The sequence below is a fragment of the Kitasatospora sp. NPDC004615 genome (genome assembly GCF_042873545.1).
In the GTDB taxonomy this organism is placed as follows: Bacteria; Actinomycetota; Actinomycetes; order Streptomycetales; family Streptomycetaceae; genus Kitasatospora.
Genome location: NZ_JBIALQ010000013.1, coordinates 42,873 through 67,372, shown reverse-complemented (window position 1 = coordinate 67,372; position 24,500 = coordinate 42,873). Strand labels below are relative to the sequence as shown.

Annotated in this window: 15 protein-coding genes; 7 read left to right on the top strand and 8 right to left on the bottom strand. The window is 73.8% G+C overall.

The window, feature by feature from the left end:
- Window positions 1-81: 81 nt before the first annotated feature.
- Window positions 82-900, top strand: coding sequence for a helix-turn-helix domain-containing protein (locus ACFYS8_RS33135; RefSeq protein WP_387648374.1), 819 nt, complete (start codon window positions 82-84; stop codon window positions 898-900).
- On the opposite strand, the gene ACFYS8_RS33130 is transcribed toward ACFYS8_RS33135, so the two are convergent.
- The 3 genes from ACFYS8_RS33130 to ACFYS8_RS33120 are packed head-to-tail and all read right to left on the bottom strand — an operon-like array spanning window position 897 to window position 7,797.
- Window positions 897-1,853 (bottom strand): ABC transporter ATP-binding protein, encoded by a 957-nt coding sequence (locus ACFYS8_RS33130; protein WP_387648371.1) that lies wholly within the window; start codon window positions 1,851-1,853, stop codon window positions 897-899. The genes ACFYS8_RS33135 and ACFYS8_RS33130 overlap by 4 nt on opposite strands.
- The gene (locus ACFYS8_RS33125; protein ID WP_387648368.1) at window positions 1,850-4,579 is read right to left on the bottom strand and encodes a hypothetical protein; all 2,730 of its coding nucleotides are present in this window, start codon (window positions 4,577-4,579) and stop codon (window positions 1,850-1,852) included. The genes ACFYS8_RS33130 and ACFYS8_RS33125 overlap by 4 nt, the downstream gene beginning before the upstream one ends.
- The gene (locus ACFYS8_RS33120; RefSeq protein ID WP_387648365.1) at window positions 4,576-7,797 is read right to left on the bottom strand and encodes an FtsX-like permease family protein; all 3,222 of its coding nucleotides are present in this window, start codon (window positions 7,795-7,797) and stop codon (window positions 4,576-4,578) included. The genes ACFYS8_RS33125 and ACFYS8_RS33120 overlap by 4 nt, the downstream gene beginning before the upstream one ends.
- Window positions 7,798-7,951: 154 nt before the next feature.
- On the opposite strand from ACFYS8_RS33120, the gene ACFYS8_RS33115 reads away from it, so the two are divergent.
- Window positions 7,952-8,656 (top strand): ABC transporter ATP-binding protein, encoded by a 705-nt coding sequence (locus tag ACFYS8_RS33115; RefSeq protein WP_387648363.1) that lies wholly within the window; start codon window positions 7,952-7,954, stop codon window positions 8,654-8,656.
- Between the two features lie 26 nt (window positions 8,657-8,682).
- On the opposite strand, the gene ACFYS8_RS33110 is transcribed toward ACFYS8_RS33115, so the two are convergent.
- A complete protein-coding gene (locus ACFYS8_RS33110; RefSeq protein ID WP_387648360.1) occupies window positions 8,683-9,282 on the bottom strand; it encodes a hypothetical protein in 600 nt (199 codons plus the stop codon).
- Between the two features lie 156 nt (window positions 9,283-9,438).
- Here ACFYS8_RS33110 and ACFYS8_RS33105 point away from each other — a divergent pair, with 156 nt between their 5' ends.
- The 3 genes from ACFYS8_RS33105 (at window position 9,439) to ACFYS8_RS33095 (ending at window position 16,556) form a co-directional block, all read left to right on the top strand.
- Window positions 9,439-10,959: a hypothetical protein gene (locus tag ACFYS8_RS33105; protein WP_387648357.1), complete on the top strand. Its 1,521-nt coding sequence runs from the start codon at window positions 9,439-9,441 to the stop codon at window positions 10,957-10,959.
- Window positions 10,960-11,065: 106 nt separating this feature from the next.
- Window positions 11,066-11,950: a hypothetical protein gene (locus tag ACFYS8_RS33100; RefSeq protein ID WP_387648354.1), complete on the top strand. Its 885-nt coding sequence runs from the start codon at window positions 11,066-11,068 to the stop codon at window positions 11,948-11,950.
- Window positions 11,951-12,008: 58 nt separating this feature from the next.
- Entirely contained in the window at window positions 12,009-16,556 is a 4,548-nt protein-coding gene (locus tag ACFYS8_RS33095) for a hypothetical protein (RefSeq protein WP_387648353.1), read from the top strand.
- Between the two features lie 159 nt (window positions 16,557-16,715).
- Here the strand turns inward: ACFYS8_RS33095 and ACFYS8_RS33090 are convergent, their stop codons facing one another.
- From ACFYS8_RS33090 to ACFYS8_RS33080, 3 genes are all read right to left on the bottom strand, one after another.
- Window positions 16,716-19,547: an acyltransferase family protein gene (locus ACFYS8_RS33090; protein WP_387648351.1), complete on the bottom strand. Its 2,832-nt coding sequence runs from the start codon at window positions 19,545-19,547 to the stop codon at window positions 16,716-16,718.
- Between the two features lie 14 nt (window positions 19,548-19,561).
- Window positions 19,562-21,226: a glycosyltransferase family 2 protein gene (locus tag ACFYS8_RS33085; protein WP_387648348.1), complete on the bottom strand. Its 1,665-nt coding sequence runs from the start codon at window positions 21,224-21,226 to the stop codon at window positions 19,562-19,564.
- A 300-nt stretch (window positions 21,227-21,526) separates the two neighbouring features.
- The gene (locus tag ACFYS8_RS33080; RefSeq protein ID WP_387648346.1) at window positions 21,527-21,907 is read right to left on the bottom strand and encodes an ArsR/SmtB family transcription factor; all 381 of its coding nucleotides are present in this window, start codon (window positions 21,905-21,907) and stop codon (window positions 21,527-21,529) included.
- Between the two features lie 109 nt (window positions 21,908-22,016).
- On the opposite strand from ACFYS8_RS33080, the gene ACFYS8_RS33075 reads away from it, so the two are divergent.
- Together ACFYS8_RS33075 and ACFYS8_RS33070 are read left to right on the top strand one after the other, a co-directional pair.
- On the top strand, window positions 22,017-23,111 hold the full coding sequence (locus ACFYS8_RS33075) for an NADH:flavin oxidoreductase/NADH oxidase (protein ID WP_387648343.1): 1,095 nt from the start codon (window positions 22,017-22,019) through the stop codon (window positions 23,109-23,111).
- A gap of 312 nt (window positions 23,112-23,423) precedes the next feature.
- Complete coding sequence (locus ACFYS8_RS33070; RefSeq protein ID WP_387648340.1) at window positions 23,424-23,675, top strand: hypothetical protein; 252 nt, start codon at window positions 23,424-23,426, stop codon at window positions 23,673-23,675.
- A 108-nt stretch (window positions 23,676-23,783) separates the two neighbouring features.
- On the opposite strand, the gene ACFYS8_RS33065 is transcribed toward ACFYS8_RS33070, so the two are convergent.
- Window positions 23,784-24,482, bottom strand: a complete 699-nt coding sequence (locus ACFYS8_RS33065; protein WP_387648337.1) for a FadR/GntR family transcriptional regulator — start codon at window positions 24,480-24,482, stop codon at window positions 23,784-23,786.
- Window positions 24,483-24,500: the final 18 nt, after the last annotated feature.

The following is a 24,500-nucleotide window of genomic DNA, read 5'->3' as shown; positions in this document are numbered from 1 at the left end:
CCTCGCCCACCCCGTCCGTCCGAGTCTTGAAGATCCTTGCGGGCGACGGTCGTTGTCAGTACCGGCGGGTACGGTGCGGCAGTGCTCTCCCTCCAACCCGTCGCGGCCGGGCCCGACTTCGACATCAGCGCCGTCGCCTGCCGCAGCGACCACACCAGGTGGTCGCCGCCCGAGGTGCACGGCGGGCACCGGGTGGTGCTGGTCCGGCGCGGCCGGTTCCGGCGCCGGACCGACGGGACGGGCGCCGACCTCGACCCGAGCCTCGGCTACCTGGGCGTCCCCGGCGAGGAGGAGTCGTTCGCGCACCCGGCGGGCGGCGACGACTGCACGGCGATCAGCGTCACCCCCACGCTCTGGCACGCAACGGCGGGGGAGACCCGCGCGGGCGCGTTCTACGTAGACCCGCCGCTCGACCTCGCGCACCGCCGGGTGCTGCTCGCCGCCCGCTCGGGTGACGTCGACTTCGCCGTCACCGAACAGCTGCTCGCCCTGCTGGCGAACGCCGTCACCCGGACGGCGACCGGGCCGGCGCCCTGCACGGACAGCCGGCCGGCCGCCGCGAAGGACCGGGCGCTGGTCGCGGCCGCCCGGGAGGCGATCGCCGCCGACCACCCGGCGTCCGGCACGCTGCTCGGACTGGCCGAGCTGCTCGGCGCGTCCCCGTACCGGCTGAGCCGGGCGTTCCCGCGCGAGCTCGGCGTCACCGTCACCCACTACCGCCACCGGGTCCGCCTGGCCCGCGCGCTCGACCGCCTGGAGGCCGGCGAGACCAGCCTCGGCACCCTCGCCGCCGACCTCGGCTACGCCGACCAGGCACACCTCACCCGCACCGCCCGCCACCACCTCGGCCACACCCCGACCGCGCTGCGCCGCCTGCTGGCGGCGCCGCGTACGGGCTAGGCCTGGTCGGTGTCGTCCGGGTACAGGGCGATGTGGTCCGCGGCGAGGTCGGCGGCGACCCGGTGTTCCATGCCGAGGGCGGCGAGGAACTTGGCGGGCAGCTGGACGCGGCCGGTGCGGTCGAGCATGACGTATTCGCGTTCGCTGACGGTCTCCTGGCCGTGCTCGTCGGTGACGGTGCGGCGGAGGACTTCGCTGCTGGTGCGGCCGTCGCGGATGGCGACCGTGCGGCGGACTTCGCCGGCGACCATCGGGTCGTGGGTGACGACGACGACGGTGGTGCCGAGTTCGCGGTTGACGGTGCGGAACGCTTCGAAGATGCCGACGGCGGTCTCGGAGTCGAGTTCGCCGGTGGGTTCGTCGGCGAGCAGCACGGCGGGGTCGTTGGCGAGTGCGACGGCGATGGCGACGCGCTGCTGCTGGCCGCCGGAGAGTTCGGCGGGGCGGCGGTGGCCCAGTTCGGCGATGTCCAGGGCCTCCAGGAGTTCGGTGACGCGGCCGCGCCGGCGTTTGGCGGCGCGGTGGCCGGAGCGGAGCTCCATCGGCAGGGCGACGTTCTGGGCGGCGGTGAGGAAGGGCAGCAGGTTGCGTGCGGTCTGCTGCCAGATGAAGCCGACCACCTCGCGGCGGTAGCTCAGCCGGTCCTTGGGGGTCATGGTGAGGAGGTCGCGGCCGGCGACGGTGGCGTTGCCCGCGGTGGGGGTGTCCAGTCCGGCGAGCACGTTCAGCAGGGTGGATTTGCCGCTGCCGGAGGCGCCGACGAGGGCTACGAGGTCGCCCTGGTCGACGGTGAGGTCGAGGCCTTGGAGGGCTTGGACCTCGATGCCGTCGGTGCTGAAGATCCGGACCAGTCGTTCGCAGTTGATCGCGACGTCGGTTCGGACGGTCCGGGGTGCGGAGGCGGCCAGGGCCTTGGTGCGGAGCTCGTCCAGGCTCGGGGGCGGAGTGCTCATTGGGTGTCTCCCGCTCGTAGCTCGGTGGTGATCTGGCGGCGGGCGGTGACGGCGGCCTCGGCCAGCACCGCGAGGGCGGCCAGCAGGGCCAGCCCGACGGCCTGTTGAAGGATCGGTGCGGCGGTGAGCCGCAGCCCGGTGGGGGTGTCGGCGCCGACGAGTGGGGCGAGGTCGACGGCGGGGCCGAGCAGCAGGACGCCGCACACCGCCGTGAGTGCCCCGCCGAGGGCGGCGACCAGGGACTGCGGCAGTGCCTCGGTGAGGATCAGCGCCAGCCCCTGCCGGGGCCGCAGGCCCATGGTGCGCAGCCGGGCCAGGGTCGCGGCCCGTTCGGGTCCGGCGCGGAACAGCGTGAGCAGGACGGAGAGCACCGCGAACAGGGCGGTGGCGGCGACCGAGACCCAGAACATCCGCTCGGCGGAGGCCTGCAGCGGGTCGCCGCCGAGCTCCGCGATCTCGGCGGTGCGGGTCCGCACCGTGTGGCCCGGCTGGTCGCCGGCGGCCGGCGGCCCGAGATACTGGGCGGCCAGGGCGCGCACCGCCGCGTCGTCGATGTTTCCGATCGCCAGCCACTTCCTCGGGGCACCGAACCGGGGCAGCAGGTCCTTGGCCCGGTCGAGCGGCAGCACCACGGTGGTGTTCTCGGCGCCGTTGAAGGCGGGGGTGCCGTCGGCGACGGCGACGGTGTGGATCGTGACCGCCTCGCCGCCCGCCAGCCGGAGGTTGAAGGTGCCGTTCGGCAGGTCGCTGCTGACCAGGGCGGGCATCGAATTGTCCGGTTGGTCGGTGAAGATCGCCGGGTCGAACCGGCCCCGCCCGGCGACGTCGGCGAGTTTCGCGTACCGGACGGGGTCGGCCACCACCACGTTGACCCGGACCAAACCGCCGTTGCCGAAGGTCAGCGTCACGTCGTCGTCGGTCCAGACCGGCAGCGAGACGTCCACGCCGGGCAGCCGGTCGGCGGCGGAGAGGAAGGCGTCCGACAGTCCGGCGAGCGTCCCGGCACCGACCGAGACGTCACCGCCGATGCTGTACCGGGCGACCTCGGCGCGCTTGGTGGCCATCGAGGTCAGCACGGTGGCGCCGATCGCGCCGCAGGTCACCGCCAGCACCAGGGCGAGCAGCGGCAGTGCCGAGGGGCGCGATCGGCCGTTGCCGCGGGCGGCGCGGGCCAGGCCGAGGAAGGCGATCGCGCCGGGCCGCCGCCCGGCCCAGCGGGCCAGCAGTCCGATCATGGCGGGCTGGATCCGGGCCAGCAGCAGCGCGCCGGTCAGCGCGAGCAGCAGCGGCGCGGCCACCAGCAGCAGGTCCACCCCTTCGCCGGCCGGGGCCACCCCGCGCCGGACGACCTGGGTGACGGCGGCCGCGGTGGTGGCCAGCACGGCGAGTTCGGCCATCAGGCGGCGGCGTCCGGAGAAGCCGCTGCCGGCCTTGTCGCGGAGCAGCAGCGCCGCCCGGACCGGGAAGGCCAGCAGGGCGAGCAGGGTCACCGAGCCGGCCGCGACGGCGGCGGGCAGCCAGCGCGGGGTGGGCAGCAGGGTGAAGGCGAGCAGCGCGCCGAGTGCGGCGGCGGGCAGCACGGTCAGCGAGCCTTCGCCGAGCAGCCGCCGGCACGTGCCGCGGATCGAGGCGCCGCGGGCCCGCAGCAGCCGCAGTTCCGCGGTGCGCCGTTCGGCGGTCAGCGCCGCCGCGAGGCAGAGCACCACGGCGGCGACCCCGGCCGCGCCGGCGGGGCCGACCTCGGTGAGCGAGTCGATGGCGCGCTGCCGCCCCCAGGCGTTGTCGATCATGGTGCGCAGCGGGCTGGTGACGCGGAGGTTGATCCGTCCGAGGCCGTTGGTCAGCTTGATGGAGACCGGGCCCTGGGTGACGGAGGCGAGGTCGAAGGAGGTCTGCTGGAGCCGGTCGGCCCGCAGCGCGTCCACCCGCACGGGCAGCCGCCAGTAGTCCTCGCTGCCGTGGCCCCACTCGCCGATCCGGGACATGTTCTCCGAACCGGTCAGCGCGACGGCGTACCAGTACTTCTCCGGGGGCTGGCCGGGGCCGCCGGGGGTGTAGTTCGTGCAGGCCGCGACCGCGCAGCCGAACCGGTCCCAGAACGGGTCAGACGGGTTGTCGACGGTGTAGAAGCCGACCACCCGGATCTGTGACGCGTTCGGCGGCACGGAGATGCGGTCCGTGATCGACTTGGTGCCGTCGAGCACCATGCCGAGCTTGACCCCGACGGTCTCGGCGGCGGACGCCGACAGCGCGACCGGGATCGGCCCGCCGTCCGGCGGGCTGTCCGGCCACTGGCCCGCGGTCAGCTTCAGGTGCTCGCGCGCCCCGTGCTGGTACTGCAGGGCGAACTCCGGCGGGACGCCCTCGGGGCGGATCAGCGCGGGGTCGGGCAGCCTGCGCGGCTGGGCGCCCCGGCGTCCGTACACCGGGCCGCTCGGGTCGAGCGGGAGCACCGGGCCGATGGCGGCGGCGATCTGCTCCGCGGTGGAGTCCAGCAGCTGCGGGGTGTCGCCGCTGTTCGGGACGGCGGCGGTGACCTGCACGCTGGTGGCGGTCGGGCCGACCGTGCGCAGGTAGCTCTGCAGCGCGCCGTCCGCCCCGCGGTCCTGCGCCCGGGGCAGGGCCGCGGACAGGAAGACCACGGTGAACGCCAGGGCGGCGGTGAGCAGGGCGCCCAGGGGCGCGGCGCGCAGCCGGGTACGGATCCAGGGGGCCGGGGTGCTCATTTGTCCTCCACGAACCGGAGCCGGGCGGCCATGTCGCGACGGCTGCCGACCAGGAAGGCGGACAGCAGCGGCAGGGCGGCGGTCCCGGCCGCCAGGGCGAGCACCTGGCCGAGCGGCAGCCCGACCAGGACTTCGGGCATTGGGGGGCGGGCCGCGGGGGTGAGGACCACCAGCGGCACCACCAGGTGGGCCAGCGCGGCTCCGAGCAGCAGCCCGACGCCGGTGCCGATGCCGACCAGGACGACCTGTTCGGCGGCGGCGGTCCGGCGCAGCAGCCGCGGCGGCGTGCCGAGGGCCATCAGCACCGCCGACTCGCCGGCCCGTTCGCTCGCCGAGGCGGCCGCGGCGGCGACGAAGCCGATGGTGGCGAGGACGGCGGCGGCCAGCGCCAGCGCTGCCAGCGCGCTCTGCGGGGCGGCGCTCAGCGGGTCGCCGGAGCGGGCGGCGGCGTCCTCCTCGCGGAGGGTCAGCTGCTGGGCGGTCGGTCCGGCGCGCAGGGCGGCGGCGGCCTCGGCGGGGGTACGGTCGCCGGGGCCGGTGGCGGGCAGCCACCACTCGGAGACGGGCGGGACCTCGGCGCCGTGGTCGGTCAGCCAGCGGTGGGTGCCGGCCAGGTCGAGCAGCAGGCCGGTGTCGCCGTACACGGGCAGCGCCTCGACCTGGCCGGTGATCCGCACCGGCATGCTGGTGCTGCCGAGCTGGACCTTGATCAGGTCGCCGACCTTGGCGCCGGAGTCCGTCAGGTACGTGCGGGTGGCCAGGGCCTTGACCTCCGGGCCGGACGGGGTGGCGCCGGGGGCGAGCACCAGGGCGCGCTTGCTTTCGTTCACGCCCTCGCCCCGGACCGGGGTGTACGCGACGGTCACCAGCCGGTCCTCGGCGCCGTCGCCGGTCACCGTCACCGGGGTGCCGGTGCCGCTCCAGGTGCCGGGGGGCGTAGGAACGGGCGTGGCCGGTCCGGTCGCGGTGTCGGAGACGGCCAGCCGGCGGATCGTCACCTCGCTGGCGGAGTCCTTGCTGTTGGTGCCGTACGTCAGCTCGAAGCCGGTCAGGCTGAGCGGCGCGGCGGCTGAGCCGAGCGGGGCGGCGGTCAGCGCGTCCAGGTCGACCGAGAAGGACTTTTCGCCCTGGGCCGGGAGCTGCGGCACCAGGACGCGGTACTGCGCGCCGAAGGCGTCCCGCAGGTGGAGCCAGAGATCGGGTGCCGTCACCTCCGGCTGTGCCCAACCGGGTGGGTAGATCCCCGTGGGGCGGTCGGCGACGTGGACGGCCATGGTCAGGTCGATCCGGGCCGGCTTTCCGGGCAGCTTGAGGCCGGCCGGCTGCGGTTCGGCCAGCGGCGCGAACAGCTCGGTGGCGGGCCGGCCGCCGAACAGGTCGGGCCGGACGTGCAGTTCGGTGGCGGCGCGGGCGGTGTCGGTGAGCAGCACCCGGCCCCGCTTGTCGCCCGGCAGCCACTGGTCGAACTCGGCGACCGGCAGCAGCCGGTCGCCGCCGGGCAGCGCCGAATACCGGCCGCCCTGGCCGAACGCGGGCAGCGCCGAGCCCTGGATCCGCAGGCCGCCCGCCGAGGCGAAGTCGGCCTGGTCGCGCTGCGAGTCGCGCCAGGCGGCGTGCTGACCGAGCGCCAGCACACCGGTCGCGACGGCCAGCACCAGCAGCAGCACCGGGCCGTTCGCCCGGCCGGGGCGGCGGGCCAGCTGCCAGCCGCCGAGCGCCGCGCCGAGGCCTCGGCCCCGGGCGGCCAGCCGGGCCCCGAGCCGGGCCGCGAACGGCAGCACCCGCAGCACCAGCAGCGTTCCCGCGCACAGCGCCAGGGTGGGCGCCGCGACCAGCACCGGGTCGATGCCCAGCTGCCCGGCGGCGTCCACCGAGAGGCCGCCGGTGCGGGCGGCCAGCTGCTGGTAGGTGATCACGGCCAGCGCCAGCAGCGTCAGGTCGGCGCCGGAGCGGGCCACGGTGCTGACCACCGCCTGTCGGCGCGACACCACCCGGTCGGCGTCGCGCCGCAGCACGGGCGGCAGCGCGACCAGCACGACACAGGCCAGCGCGCACAGCGCGGCCACCGGCCAGCGCACGGCGGAGTCGGTGTGCTCCAGCGGCATCCCCGTCAGCGGGCCGTAGGAGGTCAGCAGCCGCAGCAGCGGCCCGGTCAGCAGCGGGGCGAGCACGGCGGCGGGCAGCGCCAGCAGCAGTGCCTCGACCGCCGTCCAGGCGGCCAGCCGCCGCCGGGTCGCGCCGCGCGAGGTGAGCAGGGCGTTCTCCCGGGACTGCCGGTCCGCCACCAGGTGCACCACCAGCAGCAGCGCGGCCCCGGCCAGCACCGCCAGCTGGAGCGCCCCGATCAGCAGGCTGGAACGGGCGACCAGCGTCGCCGAGTGCAACTCGCCGAGCAGGGCGGGCAGTTCGGTGCGCGCCTGGAGGCCCGGGGAGTGCTGCTTGACGAGGTCGTTCAGCTTGTCGGCGCGGGAGCGGATCCGGTCGATCCGCTCCGGGGCGGCGGTGGAGAAGTCGGCGGTCAGCTGAAGGTTCCGGCTGCCCTGGGTCAGCACGCCGGAGGTGAACACGCCGTCGTCCACCATCAGCGGACCGTATGTGGTGAAGCCCTTGACCTGGATCTCGCGGCCGCCGAGCGGGTCGAGCCGCCAGTAGGGGGCGTCCCGGTCGGCGACCTGGTAGACGCCGGTGACCTCGACGGTGAGCGGGCTGCCGCCGTACCGGTCGGCCAGCGTGACCTTGGCGGGCAGCGCGTTCTCGGTCAGGCCCAGCCGGAGCAGGGCGCTCCTCGGCACGACCGTCTGCACCGTGCCGCCGGCGGCCGGCCACTGACCGGCGGTCAGCTTCAGCCGGCTGCGGTCCAGCGCGGCCAGCACCGTCAGGTCCACCTCGCGGCCGGCGGCGCTCGACAGGGCGGGCAGCCCGTACGCGCGGCTGAGGGCGAGCGACTGCGTGGTGACCGGCAGCCCGTCGAACAGCTGGGTGCCGAGCGCGGCGGCCTTCGCGTCGTCCGCCGCCCGGGTGTCCGCCGCGTGGTCGGCGCCCAGCTGCAGGACGGCCCGGCTGCCGCCGTCCAGGTTCCGGCGCAGGCCGGCCTCGGCGGCGGTGCGGTTGAAGGCCACCAGGGTGGTCAGCACCGTGGTGGTGATGAGCACCGTGAACAGCACGGCGGCAGCCAGCGGCAGCCGCCCGCGAAGTCGGCGCAGCACAAAGCCCAACATTTGTTCCCCGTACCCCCGTTCCGGTTCAGCGTGTACCGGATGGCGGACGACTCTGTCAGATGGGATCAAGCAGCGGAAGGGGCTTGCGCGAACCGTTGTCAGAGTGAGCAGAATCGTGCACCTTCACACCCAACAGCCAACGGGGGAGACCGAGATGACCGAACCGCAGGAGCCCATGGTCGTGGTCGAGGAGCTGTGGCGCAGCTTCGGTACCGGGGCCCGCACCGTGCACGCGCTGCGCGGCGTCTCCTTCACCGCGGCCCGCGGCGAACTCACCGCCCTCAAGGGCCGCTCCGGCTCCGGCAAGACCACCCTGCTCAACCTGGTCGGCGGCCTCGACACCCCGACCAGCGGCCGGATCTCGCTCGACGGCACCGACCTGTCCGGCCTCGACGAGGCGGGGCGGCTGGCGCTGCGCCGGGACCGGATCGGCTTCGTCTTCCAGTCCTTCGGCCTGCTGCCGACGCTCACCGCCGCCGAGAACGTCGGCGTCCCGATGCGGCTGCGCCGGCTCCCCGCCGCCGAGCGCGAGGAGCGGGCGCGCACCCTGCTGGCCCTGGTCGGGCTGGCCGAGCACGCCGGGCAGCGGCCGACCGAACTGTCCGGCGGCCAGCAGCAGCGGGTGGCGATCGCCCGGGCGCTGGCCAACGACCCGGTGCTGATCATCGCGGACGAGCCGACCGGCCAGCTCGACTCCGAGACCGGCCTGGCCGTGATGGAGCTGCTGCGCGCGGTGGTCCACTCGCAGGGCGTCACCGCCCTGGTGGCCACCCACGACCCGGCCCTGATGGAGCAGGCCGACCGGGTCGTGGAGCTGCACGACGGCACCGTGACCCTGCCGGAGGCCACTGCCGCGTAACCACTGCCGCGTCATACGGGGAACGGTCAGGGGGAGGGGATGACCCTGGCGAAGTCGTGGTGGGTGCGGACCGCCTGATTCCATTCCAGGGTGCGGATCAGGCGGTGCACGACCAGCAGCGGAATGACGCCGAAGACACCGAACGACATGTCGACGAATTGCCAGAACAGCGGGATGCCGCGCAGCGGGCCGCAGATCAGCGCGAGCGGGATGACGGCGCCGCAGGCCAGCATCGCCCAGCGGATCACCCACAGGTTGCGGACCGGATCCCGCAGCGGACCCCAGAACGCGGCCGCGATCACCAGGTGCGCGAACGCCAGCCAGTCGGTGCCGTAGGCGAGGAACGGGTGGTTGCCGTAGCCGTCGGCGACGCCGTCTCGGACCCGGTGCACCCAGGCGTCGAGGGCGGGGAGCGCGGAGTCGAGTCCGCTCGCGTCCAGGGCCCGGACCAGCAGGTCGGTCTCGATCTGCAGCGGGAACGCGGTCACTCCGCTGAGTACCAGGCAGACGATGAACAGCCACAGCCAGCGCCTGATCCGGCGTCGGACGAGTGCGGTGTCGGTGACGGTGGCGGGGCCGGGGCCGGCGGTGGTGGAACCGGTTGGGGCGGTGGCGATGTCGGACATGGGGATTCCCCCCTCCATGACGCGGGTGCCGGAAACGGCACGCGGTGTCGCGAGAGGGACTCTAGACCTGAAATTGAACACGTTCAACATGCCGGAACAGCCCACCCAAAGGGGACGTTTCGGACCTGTCCACGGAAAGCCCTAATCTTGTCCCCCGTGACCGCCATCGCAGACCAGCCCACCAGGCCCGCCCCCGGACCGGCCGCCGACGAGGGACTCGCCCGCCGGCTCAAGGCGCTCGCCTGCACCGCGCCGCTGCACGACCTCGACAGCCGCAAGGTCAACCTGGCCGGCGAGTACGCCTCGTACACGATGGCCGAGATCGGCCTCGCCGCCATCGACCTGGTCACCCTCAACATGGACTTCGACACCGGCGCCGACCGCGACATAGTCCTCAGCCGGCTCCACCCCCGGATCGCCGCCCAGAACCCCGGCCGCGCCGCCACCGAGCACGAACGCGTCGCCCGCTGGGTCCTGGAATCGCTGATCAACGTCGGCAGCGTCGACCGCGGCTTCCGCGCCGTCTACGGCACCTTCGGCCCCGACGGCGAATACACCCGCCGCGACTACGACTTCAAACTGATCGAGGAAGTCCCCGGCCAGGACGGCGGCGTCTACCTGCGCACCACCGACGAGGCCGTCAACGTCCTGGTCGGCGCGCTGGACACCGACGTGACGAGCGCTCAGATCGCCGCCGAGGTCAAACTCGAGGTGCTGATCCGCCGCGGCCGCCTCGCCGACGCCCAACTCGCCGCCGAACAGGCCCGCTACCGCACCGTCCAGTACGCCGAAACGCTGCGCCGCGCCCTCGAGGCCACCCGCCGCAACGTCCGCGCCGTCGACTGGATGGAGACCGTCCCCGACCTGATCGACGAGGCGCTCGACCACATCGCCGACCGGTACCGGCACGAGAACGCGATCCTCACCAACATCCGCAAGGCCCGCGACGAGAGCACCGACGCCGAGCACAAGCGGCGCGCCGCCGAACTCGTCGACATCGTCAAGGACTGCATCCGCCGGCACACCCAGCTCCAGACCCGCCTGCTGGAAGCCGGCCCGCTGTTCCGCGCCGAACAGGACCGGCAGGCGTTCTCCGCACCCACCGCGCGCACCGGCATCGACCTCTACGGTCAACTCCTCGCCCCGGTTCTCACCCTCCCGCTCGCGGACGCCACCCGGCCCACCGACGCGTTCTTCGCCCGCGGCACCGGCCTGCGCACCCCCGTCTCGGTCCGGGTCAGCGACCTCGTCGACCTGCTGCTCACCCCGCCGGTCGAACGCGAACACCTCGGCGCCGAACTGCCCGAACCCGACCTGGTCGCCACCCCCGACGACAGCCGGTTCTCCGAGGCCCAACTGGAAGCCGCGCTCGACCTGCTCGACCTGCCCGCCGACGCGCCCCGCCGCCTGTCCGGCCTGCTCGCCGACGCCCGCGCCCGCGGCACCGACGACGGCGAGGACGGCGAAGAACTCGCCTACCTGGTCGCCCTGCTGGCCGTGCACGCCGCCAGCCCGCCGGTCGGCACCGCGTACCGGCAGGGCGAGGAGCGCCTGCTGTTCGCCGTGGACGACGGCACCCGCCTGGACGACCCGGGCTTCGGCGGCGCGGACCTGATCGTCGGCAGCGCCCTGCTGGACGCCGCCGGGATGGCCGCCGACCGCCGGGACGCGAAGTGACGAGCCGCTCTTCCAGCACCACTTGCACCGCCCGCACCACTTGCACCGCCCGCACCACTTGCACCGCCCGCACCACTTGCACCGCCCGCACCGAAGGAGCACCCGCATGACCACCAGCACCGAGGCGTGGGCGCCGCAGGACGCCGAGCCGGCCGCCGCTGCCGCCCACCCGGCGATCAGCCCGGCGGACGTCGCCGAGGCCGCCCGCCTGGTGTCCTTCGGCCTGCAGGCCAAGCTGCTGCCGTCCCGGGACGCGGAGTACGCCGAGCTGGTGCGCCGCTACCGCGACGACCCGCAGTTCGGGCGCCTCGCCGACGCCGTCGCCACCGGCATGGGCCTGGTGGTGCTGGAGGTCTCGCCGCGGGCCGGGATGGCCGTCGCCGCCGCCGAGGAGTCGGTGTTCGCCGTCCGGATGGGCGACTACTCGCGCCGCGCCGCCTCCGAGTCCACCGACCGCTTCCTGCACGGCCTCGCACACCTCGCGGTCGCCGCGCTCGCCTTCCCCCGCCCCGAGGACCTCGCCGACGACGGCTACCTCGGCCGGGTCAGCGTCAACGGCGTGGACGCGTTCGTCCGGCAGGCCTGCCGCCGCCTCGAGGAACGCGCCGCGGCCGAGGGCAGCAACACCGACCCGGCGAGCTCCGCCCCCGCCCTGGAGGCGGCCTGGCGGGTGTGGGCCCGCCGCTCCGCGACCGGCGCCACCAAGGACGCCCGCCGGCTGTCCGGCTCCACCACCGGCATCGTCTCCAAGGCGGTGTCCTTCCTGGTCGACTCCGGCTTCCTGCAGAAGACCTCCGACGACGCCGGCGGCACCTACCGCACCACCGCCCGCTACCAGTTGCAGGTCCGCGACCTGGCCGGCAGCGCCGCCATGGGCGAACTGCTCGACCTGGGCGTCGTCCCGGTCAGCGACGGCACGGCCACCCTGCTGCCGCCCGACGACAGCGACGAACTCGTCGCCGACACGGGCCTGCCCTTCCACGCACTCTGACACTCCGTCAACTGTCCAGCGCCACCCTGCAACTGCCGCTCCAGGAGAACCACCGCACATGTACGAGCTGAACCGGGTCCGCCTGTACTCGATCGGACCGGCGGGCGCCCGCTACGCCGACACGGTGCTCGACCTGCGCGGAGTCGGCGATCCGGTCCCCGAACCGCAGCCGCAGCAGATCGGCCTGTTCGGGGAGGAGCCGGAAGGCCCGCAGCGCCGCCCCGCGCCCGCCGGCGTGCTGTTCCTGGAGAACGGCGGCGGCAAGTCCGTGCTGCTCAAGCTGATCTTCTCGGTGATGCTGCCCGGCCACCGCAACACCCTGGGCGGCGCCTCCTCCGGCGTGCTGCGCAAGTTCCTGCTGGCCGACGACTGCGGCCACGTCGCCCTCGAGTGGCAGCACACCGTCACCGGCGAACTCGTCGTGGTCGGCAAGGTCAGCGAGTGGCGCGGCCGCCAGGTCTCCTCCGACCCGCGGAAGTTCGCCGAACTCTGGTACTCCTTCCGGCCCGGCCCCGGCCTCACCCTGGACGCGCTGCCGGTCGCCGAACGGCCCAGCCTGGCCGGCGACCAGAAGGCCCGCGGCCGCCGCCGCACCATGAAGGGCTTCCGCGACACCCTCACCGAGGCCGCCAAGGCCCACCCGCACCTCGACGTCACCTTCGAGGAGATCCACGACCGCTGGATCGAGCACCTCGGCGCACTCGGCCTCGACCCCGAACTCTTCCGCTACCAGCGCGAGATGAACGCCGACGAGGGCGAGGCCGCCGGCCTGTTCGCGGTCCGCAACGACGCCGACTTCACCGACCTGCTGCTGCGCGCCGTCACCGACACCCGCGACACCGACGGCCTCGCCGACCTGGTGCACGGCTTCGCCGCCAAGCTCGGCCGCCGCGCCGAACTCACCGCCGAACGCGACTTCACCGCCGGCTCCGTCGACCTGCTCCAGCGCATCGTCGACGCCACCGCCGGCCGGGAGACCGTCCGCGAGGGCCACCGCGCCGCCGAACGCCGCACCCGCAAGCTCGCGTCCTCGCTGTCCGCCCGCTCCGCCGTCGAACGCGACCGGATGCACGACCTCTCCGTCGAGGTCGCCGCCGCCGCGAGCGCCGTCACCGCCGCCGAGACCGACCGCACCCGGCACGCCCTGATCGTCTCCGAACTCGGCTACCGGCACGCCACCCTCGGCCTGGAGGCCGCGACCGCCGAAGCCGGCCGCCTGCGCCGCGAACTCACCGACGCCCGCGCCCAGTTCACCGCCTGGCAGGCCGCCGAAGCGGTGCTGCGGCACCGCGCCGCCGCCGACCGCGCCAGCCGGGTCGCCGCCGCCATCCGGGAAGCCGAACTCGACGCCGCGCCCGCCCTCGCCGCCCGCGACCGCGCCGCCGGCGCCCTCGCCCGCGCCCTCGAATCCGCCGCGCTGAACGCCGAGACCCGCGCCGACCAGGAGGAGCTGCGCGCAGGCGAATTGCAGCAGGACGGCTCCGCCGCCCAGGCCGAAGCCACCGCCGCCGCCACCGCCGCGCAGAAGGCCCGCTCCGAGGCCGAACACCTGCGCCAGCGCCTCACCGAGGTCGAGCAGGAGACCGCCGCCGCCGTCGAAGCCGGCTGGATCGACGACTCCGGCGCCGAACCCGACCCCGCCCGCGCCGCCCTGCACGCCGCCGACGCCGAACGCGCCGCCACCGAAGAGCTCGAACTCGCGCGCACCGCCGCCGAATCCGCCGCCGTCCGGGCCCGCGAATCCGCCGCCGCCGAGGCCCGCGCCGAACTCGCCGCCGCCCGCGCCACCGACGCCCGCACCGCCGCCGAACGCACCCTCGCCGCCGAACAGCGCACCGCCGCCCAGCTCGCCGCCGAACCCCGGCTCGCCGAACTGCTCTCGCTGACGCCCTACCAGGACGGCGCCGAGGAGACCGAAGGCTTCCTGACGCCCCGTCAACTCGACGCGTCCGCCGAGGACTTGCGCGAACTGCTCGACCAGTCCGTGGCGGGCGCCGAACGCACCCTGTTCGACCTGCGCACCGCCGCCGCCGACGACTCCCGGATCCTCGCCGCCCTCGGCGACGGCGGCCTGCTGCCGCCCGGCCCCGATGTCCTCGCCACCGTCGAATACCTCGGCGAACAGGGCATCCCCGCGCTGCCCGGCTGGCGCTACCTCGCCCAGTCCGTCGACCCCGCCGACCACGACGCCATCCTCGCCGCCCGCCCCGAACTCGTCGACGGCGTCGTCGTCACCGACCCCAGCTCGCTCGACCGGGCCCGCGAAGCGCTCGCCGCCGCCGCCCTGCTGCCCCGCTCCACCGTCGCCGTCGGCACCGCCGCCGCCCTCACCGCCCCGATCGAAGCCGAGCCCGCGTTCTTCCTGGTGCCGCCGAACCCGGCCATGCACAACGAGACCGCCGCCGACGACGAACGCCGCGAACTGCGCGCCCGCGCCACCGCCCGCGAGGAACACATCCGCGAACTCGCCGCCCGCCTCGGCGGCGACCGCGCCCTCGCCGCCCGCCTCGCCTCCTGGCACGCCAGCTGCCCGCCCGGCACCCTCGCCGAACTCGCCGAAGCCGCCGCAGCGGCAGCCGAACACGCCGAAGCCACCGCCGCCGAACTCGCCACCCTGCGCGCCGACCACACCGAAGCCGACGCCGACCACCAGGCCGCCGCCGCCCGCCACGAGGAATGCCGGGAAACCGCCCAGCGCACCCGCCGCCGCGCCGACGCCCTGGCCGGCCTCGCCTTCCGCCTCCGCGAACGCGCCAACTGGACCCGCCGCCAGCGCGAACTCGCCGACGACGCCACCGAATGCGAACGCCGCCAGGCCCTGTGCACCGAACGCGCCCGCACCTGCGACGAGGACCGCCGCGCCGCCCAGCGCGCCGCCGACGACGCCCGCCGCACCGCACGCACCCTGCGCGGCGAACGCGCCGAGATCGCCGCCGCCGACACCAGCATCGAACTCGACGAGACCGCCACCCCCACCTCGCTGCCCGCCCTCCGCGAGGCCTACCGTGCGGCAGCCCAGCTGTACGAAAAGGTCGGCGTCGGCGCCGACCTGCGCGCCGAACAGGCCCGCGCCGAAGGCGACGAAGCCGCCGCCGCAGCCGAACTCGACCGCCTCAGCAACAAGGTCAAGGCCCGCGCCGAGGAACTCCTCGCCAGCCCCGACGGCGCCGACGGCCCCGCCCGGCAGGCCGCCGCCGCCCGCGCCGAAGAACTCGTCACCATCATCGAAGCCCGCTCCGGCGCCGCCGCCGAAGAAGTCGGGCGCCTGCGCGGCGACGCCGAACGCTCCGCCCCCGTCAACGGCGAAGCCCACACCGAACTCCCCGACGACCTCCTCCCCGCCGACCCCGAACACGCCCAGGCGCTGCTCCGCACCGCCACCGCGCTGCTCGCCGAACGCCGCGAACGAGTCGACACCGCGCGCACCGAACACGCCGACCTCCAGCGCACCCTGGACCAGGCACAGGCCGCCGCCACCGACTTCGAGGAACTCGCCGGCCAGCTCCGCGACTCGCTGCGCGACAACGGCGAGGAGACCGAGGCCGCCGACGCCTACCTCGGCGGCCTCGCCGCGGCCCGCGCCGCCGTCGCCGACACCCGGCGCGCCATGCGCACCGCCGCCGGCGAACTCACCGGCGCCGAACTCGCCGTCCGGGACGCCTCCGACGCCCTCGTCCGGCACGCCAACGCCGCCCGCTACGAAGCCGTCCGCACCCCCGCCCGCCAGCAGATCCGCGAGCTGCCCGCCGCCGCCCTGCCCGACCACGCCGCCGCCTGGGCCGCCGCGTTCGCCCCCCGGCTGCGCGTCCTCACCGACGAACTCACCCAGCTGGAACGCAACCGCGCCTCCATCGTCGACCGCCTGCGCGGCCTGGTCGAGTCCTCGCTCGCCACCCTGCGCGCCGCGCAGCGGCTCTCCCGCCTGCCCGAAGGCCTCGGCGAATGGTCGGGCCAGGAGTTCCTGCGCATCCGCTTCGAGGACCCCGACCACGCCGTCCTGGTCGAACGACTCGGCGAAGTCATCGACGACGCCACCCAGTCCGCCGTCAAGAAGAACTCCGACCTGCGCCGCGACGGCATGTCCCTGCTGCTGCGCGGCGTCGCCGCCGCGATCGGGCCCAAGGGCGTCTCGGTCGAAATCCTCAAGCCCGACGCCGTCCTGCGCGCCGAACGGGTCTCCGTCGGCCAGATGTCGGACGTCTTCTCCGGCGGCCAGCTGCTCACCGCCGCGATCGCCCTCTACTGCACGATGGCCGCCCTCCGCGCCAACGACCGCGGCCAGTCACAGCTCCGCCACGCCGGCACGCTCTTCCTCGACAACCCGATCGGCCGCGCCAACGCGACGTACCTGCTGGAACTCCAGCGCGCTGTCGCCGACGCGCTCGGCGTCCAACTCATCTACACCACCGGCCTGTTCGACACCACCGCACTGGCCGAGTTCCCCCTCGTCATCCGCCTCCGCAACGACGCGGACCTCCGGGCCGGCCTGAAGTACATCTCGGTCGAGGAACACCTCCGCCCCGGCCTCCCGGCGGCGCAGGACCCGGACGGGCCGACGATTCACGGGGAGATCACGGCCACCCGGATGTTCCGCAAGCCTGAGTAGCGGCTGCGAGCGGGTGGGCGCGAAAACAGGGGCGCGGGGAACTGCGCGAAGCGGAAGGCACCCGTCAGCAAGATCGCGACGCAGGACAATGACCTGCACTTGATCGCGACCTTGCGGACTGGTTGGCGCTTGTCGCGCAGTTCCCCGCGCCCCTGATGGTTAACCTCGTGTCGAAACGGTGACCGAGGCGACCTTCATCGGGTGGCCCGGTTCGGTGGCCGGCGTCGGGGAACTGCCGTAGGCGGTAGGCAGGTTGCCGCCGATGGCGACGTTCAGGATCAGGAAGATGCCGTGGTGCACCGCCTGGTCCCAGGCGGTCGGGTCGACCTGGTCGGAGGTGACCTTGAAGTACTCCTGGCCGTCGCGCAGCCAGCGGACCTTCTCGACCGGGGCGGTGCGGTCCACCTCGACCGTCCAGGTGTGGAACGTGCCCAAGCAGTCCGCGCAGGACTGTTCACCGGAGCCCAGGCCGGCAGGCTCCTTGCAGGGGCCGCCCGGCGTGGTGCCGCAGTGCATGGTGCCGAAGACGCCGCGTCCGCCGACCGATTCGAGGATGTCGAGTTCGCCGACGCCCGGCCAACCGGTGTACCCGTCACGGAGTTTCCCGCCGAGCGCCCAGAACGCGGGCCAGTAGCCGGACGCGGCAGGCCCCTTGACGTCCGGCAGGGCCAACTTGGCTTCCACGCGCAGCACTCCGCCCGTAGGTGCGGTGAAGTCCGCGCGCTTGGACTCGATGCGGCCCGAGGACCAGTGGCCGCTCGCGTCCCGGGTGGGCACGATCTCCAGTGAACCCTGCCCGTCCAGGCGGACGTTCGCGGTGGAGTCGGTCATGGTCTCGACCTCGCCGGTGCCCCACTGGGCGGCGGGGCAGCCGGGGTAGCAGGTGCCCAGGTCGTACTGCCAGTTCGCGGGGTCGGGCTTCGCGCCGGCGGGGCCGTCGAACTCGTCGTGCAGCAGGGTGGTCCAGCCGTTGCCGAACAAGCCTGCCTCGATGAGGAGTTGGTCGAGCCGCGCGGTGAGGACGACGGCCGCGGCATTGGTCAGGTGCGAGTCGTCGCGGTACAGCAGGACGTGTTCCAGGACGGCGGGGCACATCCGGCCCTCGCCGGGGCACAGCACCTGGTTGACGCCGATGGTGCGCACGCCGGGGACGCGGCCCGCGGCGATCTCCTCGGCCAGCGGGTCGGCCCACAGGCCCTCGCTGCGCGGGAAGTCGCAGGCGGAGGTGGTGTCGGGGTGCCCGGAGACGCAGGCCGGGACGTCCCGGCCGGGGTTCGGCGTGTCCTGCAGGTAGACGATCGGGACGCCCAACTCCCGCAGCGGGGTGAGGGTTTGCTCCCAGCCGTGCAGCAGCGCGTCGCGGTCGGCGGTGTAGCGGTTCAGCGTGGAGACGACGATCAGTTTGGGCTTGGGTCCGTCCCCCAGCCGGCGCAGCGTGTTCGCCCGCCAGGTGTCGCACTCGTGGTAGGTGCGCCCCAACTGGGGGTTGGTGACGGTGAGTTCGGGCAGCGGGCAGCCCTGCTTGACGAGTTCCTCGACGGACAGGTGGTGCTGGGCGGCGATGCCGAGCAGCGCGGAGAACCACTGGCCGGCGTGCGAGTCGCCGAGCAGCACGATCCGGTCGTCGCCGGTGCCGAAGCGGCAGGGCGGGCTGGTGGTGTCGGCGGGGTTGACCTCGCAGGCGCCGTCCGGCGGGAAGTCCCCCCGGGCCTGGAGGGGGTTCGGCACGGTCGGGGCGTGTGCGGGCGGGGCGGCGGCGAGCAGGGTGCGGCCGTCGCGGGCGCCCGGCGGCAGGCCGGACGGGTCCGGGGGAGTGGCGGGGCCGAGCATCCGGATCGTGCCGGTGCCGACGACCAGCGCCAGCACCACCGGCAGCACCACCGCGGTGAGGCCCAACGACAGTCCGCGGCGCGGGATTTCACCGAGCACCCGGCTGCGGCGCAGCGGCTGCTCCAGCCAGTTGAGGGCGGCGAGCGCGGGCAGCGCGGCGGCCGCCGTCAGCGCGACCTTGACGCCCCAGTGCAGGCTGCCCCACTGGGCTTCGGCGAGCACCAGCACCGGCCAGTGCCACAGGTACAGGTTGTAGGAGAGCCGGCCGATCGCGCGCGGCGCGCCGAGCGACAGCAGCCGTCCCACCAGGTGCGGCCCGGTGCCGGCCAGGATGATCGCGGCGGTGCCGACGGTCGGCACCAGCGCGGCGTAGCCGGGGTAGGGGGTGCGGGCGTCGAAGAGCAGGACGGCGGCGAGCACCGCGGCCATGCCGCCGAGGCCCAGCAACTCCCGTACCAGGCGCGGTATTCGGCGGATCGGCAGCAGCGCGATGATCGCGCCGGCCGCGAACTGCCAGGCCCGGGTGGGCGTGGAGAGGTACGCGCCGGCGCTCCAGTGCAGGGAGAGCCAGAACGAGCCGGCGCCGAGCAGCACGGTCAGGCCGAGCAGCGTGCGCCGCTTCCAGACCCAGCGGGCGGCGAGCGCCATCAGCGGGGCCCACAGCAGGTAGAACTGTTCCTCGACGGCGAGCGACCAGAAGTGCAGCAGCGCGCTCGGGTCGCGGCCGGCCGCCAGGTAGTCGGTCTGTTCGGCGATGAAGCGCCAGTTGGCGACGGACAGCGCGGAGGCGAGGACGTCGCGCTCCAGGTCGGCGCGGCGCAGCGGCGCGGTGAGCAGGGCGCCGAGGACGGCGACCACGGCGAGCACCACGGCGGCGGAGGGCAGTAGGCGGCGGGCGCGCCGGGAGTAGAACTCGGCGAGCCGGACCTTGCCGGTGGCGGCGCTCTCGCTGCGCAGCAGTCCGGTGATGAGGTAGCCGGAGATGACGAAGAACACGTCAACGCCGACGAAGCCGCCGGCCAGGCCGGGGACGGCCGCGTGGAAGGCGAGCACGGCGAGCACGGCGACGGCCCGCAGTCCTTCGATGTCCGGTCTGAACTTCGGTCGCTCGACGGGTGGTTGCCCGAGACCGACGGTGAGCGGGGCGGTGCTGGTGGACACGGGAGGTGGACCTTTCAGCCCAGCCAGGGCAGCATCGGCGCTACCCAGCCGGAGGCGAGCAGGGCGATCAGGGCGAGCGTGCTCGTGACGGCGAGGGCCTCGGGCCAGCGCCTGGGCCGCATCGCCGGGCGGGCCCCGGATTCGGTGTTCTGGGTGGGGTGCGGCCGCAGCTCGGCGTACAGGTCGCGGACCAGCGGGACGCCGGCGTGCAGCTGCACGGTGAGGTACAGGGCCAGGCCCCAGGTGTAGTGCCAGCCGTACATGGCGGTGGCGACGGTGACGCCGACGGCGGTGGCGACCAGCGTGCCGGCCGTCCACAGCAGCGAGACCAGCAGCACCTTGCGGGCCATGCCGCCGGAGGCGCCGGGCTTGGCGACGCCGGTGGGCACCCAGGCGGCGCTGCGGCCGCGCAGGGTGTGCCAGTAGGCGGTGGCGGCGGCGAAGCTCATCAGCACGTTGGCGCGCAGCACTTCGGTGCGCCAGCGGGTGCGGCTGACCCGGGGCAGCAGCACGTGCCACAGCCACAGCAGGGAGAGCATCGGCAGCACGTACCAGGCGCGGACCTCGCCGGGGAAGGCGAACAGCATGACCAGCGGCGGCAGCGGTGCGGTGAGCACGTTCACGGCGGCGGCCAGGTAGCCGACGATGCCCTCGTCGAAGCAGCGCCGCATCCGCCAGGTCATGGCCTTGCGGGCGGGCCGGTCGCCGATCAGGTGAAGGTTGCCCATCGCCCAGCGGTACTGCTGGTTGACGAAGCTGGTGGTGGACTCGGGCGAGGTGCCCTTGGCGACCAGCACCGGCACGTACCGGGTGCTGAATCCCTGCTGGTGCAGGGCGAGTCCGGTGTACATGTCCTCGCTGTGGTCGAGCCGGGCGAAGCCGCCGGCGGCGTCGATCGCGGAGCGCCGGTAGACGGCGTTGGAGCCGCAGCAGATGGCCGCGTCGGAGGCGTCCCGGCTGGGCTGCACCCAGCGGAAGAACCACTCCTGGGCGGCGCCGGCGGCGCGCTGCACCCAGCCCATCGAGGCGTCGGTGTCGAAGCACTGCGGGCTCTGCACGATGCCGACCTTCGGGTCGCCGAAGTACGGCAGCAGGTGCTGCAGCAGGTCGGCACGCGGCGCGAAGTCGGCGTCCAGGATGGCGATGTACTCGCCTTTGCTCAGGGTGAGCGCGTGGTTGAGGTTGCCGGCCTTCTTGAACTCGCCGCGGTTCGGCCGCACCACGTAGTGGTACCCGAACTCGGCTGCCAGCGAGGCGACTTCGGGCCGGTCGCCGTCGTCCAGCACCCACACGTCGAGCGTGCCGGGGTGGTCCATCCGGGCCACCGCGCGGTAGGCGTTGGCGAGGATGTCGAGCGGTTCGCCGCAGGTCGGCAGGTACAGGTCGACGGACGGCGGGTCGGCGGGCTGCCAGGCGGCGACCAGCAGTTCGTGGCCGGCCCGGGTGAAGCGGCGGCGGCGGAGCCCGTTGACGCAGGTCAGGGCGAGAGCCACCACGTTGATGCCGAGCACGGCCAGGAACGGCCAGAGCACGGGATTGCGGAGCGAAAAGCTGAACATCGTGGCCGCGCTGAACACGAAGGCGAGCGCGGAGAGCAGCGGGACCCAGCGGCGCTGAGGTCCGAAGTACCAGTAGAGCTCCTGATCGGAGGGTGGCGACGGAAGGTGATTGACAGTCATAAGGCCCCCCACGGCCGGTCATTGACACCTGTCGACGGTCAGATTACCTGATTGGTATAGACCAAATGACCACGCTCGATGAACGCTGGGGCAACTTCGGTGAAGCCTGCGTGACAAGGCATGACCGCGCCAGAAATTACCCCTCGGCTGTGCCAGGAGGGGTTGCTGCGGCGGTTGACGTACGGCGTTGTCCGAGTGGTTGCGAATGCGGTTGGCGAAGCGCCGCCGAAGTCCATGGCGGGGACTCGCCACGAGAATTGACGGGCCGTCAGGCTCGTGGCCTGCGGTTCGGTCGAAAGGTCAGCGGGCAGCCGGCTTCGGGGTGTGGAGGCACGGCTCGGCGGCGGCCAGCACCGCGTCCAGCAGACCGGGAAAGCGCTCGCCGAGATCGGCCGAGCGCAGTGTGTTCATCTTAGAAGTGCCGCGCCGATGCTGACGAATCAGTCCCGCATCGCGGAGAACCCGAAAGTGATGTGTCAATGTCGACTTGGTGACTGGAAGCTCGAATGCGAGGCAATTCAGCTCGTCGCCCCCCGCTTCCGCCAGTTCGGCGACGATCCGCAACCGGGTCGGATCGGAGAGTGCGTGCAGCACGGCCTCCAGCCGCAGCTCGGCGACGGCCGGCTCGGGCAGCAGCTTCTGGCACTCCGGGTCGCCGGCGCAGTCCTGGTCGATGGTCACCCCGCCATAGTACGAGAGTCCTCGTAGTTTGACAGATCTCGTAGTACGGCAGCTATCGTACGAAGCGAAGAGACCGTCGCTGTCGGGACCACAGGAAGGACGGGCCGTCGTGAGCGCCCTGTTCGAGCCGATCACCCTCCGTACGCTGACCATCCCCAACCGGATCTGGCTCAGCCCGATGTGCATGTACTCGGCCGCCGCCGAAGGCCCCGAGACCGGCGTCGCCACCGACTTCCACCTCGCCCACCTCGGCGCCCGCGCCGCCGGCGGCGCCGGCCTGGTCATGGTCGAGGCCACCGGCGTCCGCCCCGACGCCCGGATCTCCCCCTGGGACCTCGGCCTGTGGAACGACCAGCAGCAGGACGCGCTGGCGCGGATCGCCGCGCTGATCCGTTCGCACGGCTCCGTGCCCGCCATTCAGCTCGCCCATGCCGGCCGCAAGGCCTCGACGGCGAAGGCGAGTTCGGGTGGCGGGCCGCTCGCCGCGGAGGACGGCGGCTTCCCCGTCGTCGGCGCCTCGCCGATCCCGTTCAGCGACGGCTACCCGGCGCCTGCCGAACTGACGGAAGGTCAGATCGCCGAACTGGTCGAGGACTTCGCGTCCGCCGCCCGCCGCGCCCTGGCCGCCGGCTTCCAGGTGGTCGAGGTGCACGGCGCCCACGGCTACCTGATCCACCAGTTCCTCTCCCCGCTCACCAACCACCGCACCGACGGCTACGGCGGCGACTTCGCCGGCCGCAGCCGCCTCGCCCGCGAAATCGCCACCGCGGTGCGGGCCGTCTGGCCCGCGGACCTCCCAGTCCTGTTCCGCGTCTCCGCCACGGACTGGGTCCCCGAGCAGCCCAGCTGGACGGTCGAGGAGAGCGTCCTGCTCGCCAAGGAACTCCAGGCCATCGGCATCGACCTGATCGACGTCTCCTCCGGCGGCCTCGTCCCGGACGCGAAGATCACCGTCGGGCCCGGCTACCAGGTCCCGTTCGCTTCCCAGATCCGCGAGCAGGCCGGCGTGGCGGTCAGCACGGTCGGAATGATCTCGGAGCCGGCCCAGGCGGAAGCCGTCCTGACGGAAGGCCGCGCGGACGTCGTCATGCTCGGCCGCGAGCTGCTCCGCGACCCGTACTGGCCGCTGCGCGCGGCGAAGGCGCTGGGCGCGGAGCGGAACTGGCCGGTGCAGTACGGCTACGCGATCGGCACGCGAGGTTGAGAAGTCAGGGGCGCGGGGAACGGCGCGGCCAGCCGAGGACCGTCAGTCAGATCGCGATGCAGGGCAATGAGTTGCACTGTCTCGCGACCTGGCTGTCGGGGTGCCTTCCGCTGCGCGCAGTTCCCAGCGCCCCTGTTTACGCACCCGTCAGCAATGTCGCGCGATAGTGCAACTCACCATCCTGCGCGGCGATCTGGCTGAGGGTGCACGGCTGGCCGCGCCGTTCCCCGCGCCCCCGGTTTCGCCCCTGCCATCGGACTGGCCGAGTGCGGAGCGCGCCTGCGGCTTGCCGCAACCTGGCGGGAGACCACGATGTCTATCAGGCACCACGCCAGGATGAAGACGCCCATCGCCATCGTCGCCAGCGCGGGCACGATCAGCGTGGTGTGCGACCAGGACGCCAGGACGGCGACGATCACCGTCACCACCGTGAACGCGAACGCCAGGCCCGCCCGGACCGCGGCTGCCCGCACTTCGTCCGGCAGCCGACTGCGCCGACGACGCGCCATCGCCACCCCCTGTCGGATGCGCACCCGTCCGGTGCTTCCCAGACTGCCCCAATAAGGGTGAAGGTATGCGGCCACCCGGTGGAATTCCACTCAAACCGGGCGTGTCGTGCCGGCGGACCGTCAACCCCCCCTGTCGGGAATCGTATTCAGGTCCGCAAGAGGGTCAGTCGGGCAGGGTGGCGTCCAGCTCTTCCACCGCGCCGACCACGATGGTGCGCATGGCCCGTTCGGCCAGTTCCGGTTCGCCGGCGCAGATCGCCTCGGCGACGTCCCGGTGGAGTTGCACCGCGTACTCGCGGGGGCGGTGCGGCATCAGCCGGTGTTCGGTGCGGCCGGTGAGGACGGCGCCGACGGTGTCCTTCAGGTGCGCGAACATCTCGTTGCCGGAGGCCCGCAGCACCGCCGCGTGGAAGGCGATGTCGTGCGCGAGGAAGGACTCGAGGTCCGCGGCCCGGGCGGTGACGGTCAGTTCGACGGCCAGCGCGCTGAGTTCCCGCCGGTCGTCGTCGCTGGCGTTCCGGGCGGCGAGGGCCGCCGCGGCAGGTTCGACCGCGACCCGCAGTGAGCCGAGCGAGCGCAGCTGCGCGGAGCGGCCCGCGCCGGCGAGGCGCCAGCGGATCACCAGCGGGTCGAACACGTCCCAGTCGCTCTGCGGCCGCACCGTGATCCCGACCCGGCGGCGCGGCTCGACCAGTCGCATCGACTCCAGGACGCGCACCGCCTCCCGCACCACCGTGCGGGACACCCCGTGCTGCTCCTCCAGCTCCTCGGTGCGCAGCACGGTGCCCGCGGGCAGCTCGCCGGAGGCGATCGCCGGACCGAGGTGGGCAAGCAGGCGGCCGGGCAGGCCCTGGATCTCCATTCGGCCAGCCTATCGGCG

Bases quoted from the DNA above. Each gene is read 5' to 3' on its own strand.
- ACFYS8_RS33130 (WP_387648371.1), bottom strand. From the start codon at position 1,853: ATGAGCACTCCGCCCCCGAGCCTGGACGAGCTCCGCACCAAGGCCCTG.
- ACFYS8_RS33125 (WP_387648368.1), bottom strand. From the start codon at position 4,579: ATGAGCACCCCGGCCCCCTGGATCCGTACCCGGCTGCGCGCCGCGCCC.
- ACFYS8_RS33120 (WP_387648365.1), bottom strand. From the start codon at position 7,797: ATGTTGGGCTTTGTGCTGCGCCGACTTCGCGGGCGGCTGCCGCTGGCT.
- ACFYS8_RS33115 (WP_387648363.1), top strand. From the start codon at position 7,952: ATGACCGAACCGCAGGAGCCCATGGTCGTGGTCGAGGAGCTGTGGCGC.
- ACFYS8_RS33110 (WP_387648360.1), bottom strand. From the start codon at position 9,282: ATGTCCGACATCGCCACCGCCCCAACCGGTTCCACCACCGCCGGCCCC.
- ACFYS8_RS33100 (WP_387648354.1), top strand. From the start codon at position 11,066: ATGACCACCAGCACCGAGGCGTGGGCGCCGCAGGACGCCGAGCCGGCC.
- ACFYS8_RS33095 (WP_387648353.1), top strand. From the start codon at position 12,009: ATGTACGAGCTGAACCGGGTCCGCCTGTACTCGATCGGACCGGCGGGC.
- ACFYS8_RS33085 (WP_387648348.1), bottom strand. From the start codon at position 21,226: ATGACTGTCAATCACCTTCCGTCGCCACCCTCCGATCAGGAGCTCTAC.
- ACFYS8_RS33070 (WP_387648340.1), top strand. From the start codon at position 23,424: ATGTCTATCAGGCACCACGCCAGGATGAAGACGCCCATCGCCATCGTC.
- ACFYS8_RS33065 (WP_387648337.1), bottom strand. From the start codon at position 24,482: ATGGAGATCCAGGGCCTGCCCGGCCGCCTGCTTGCCCACCTCGGTCCG.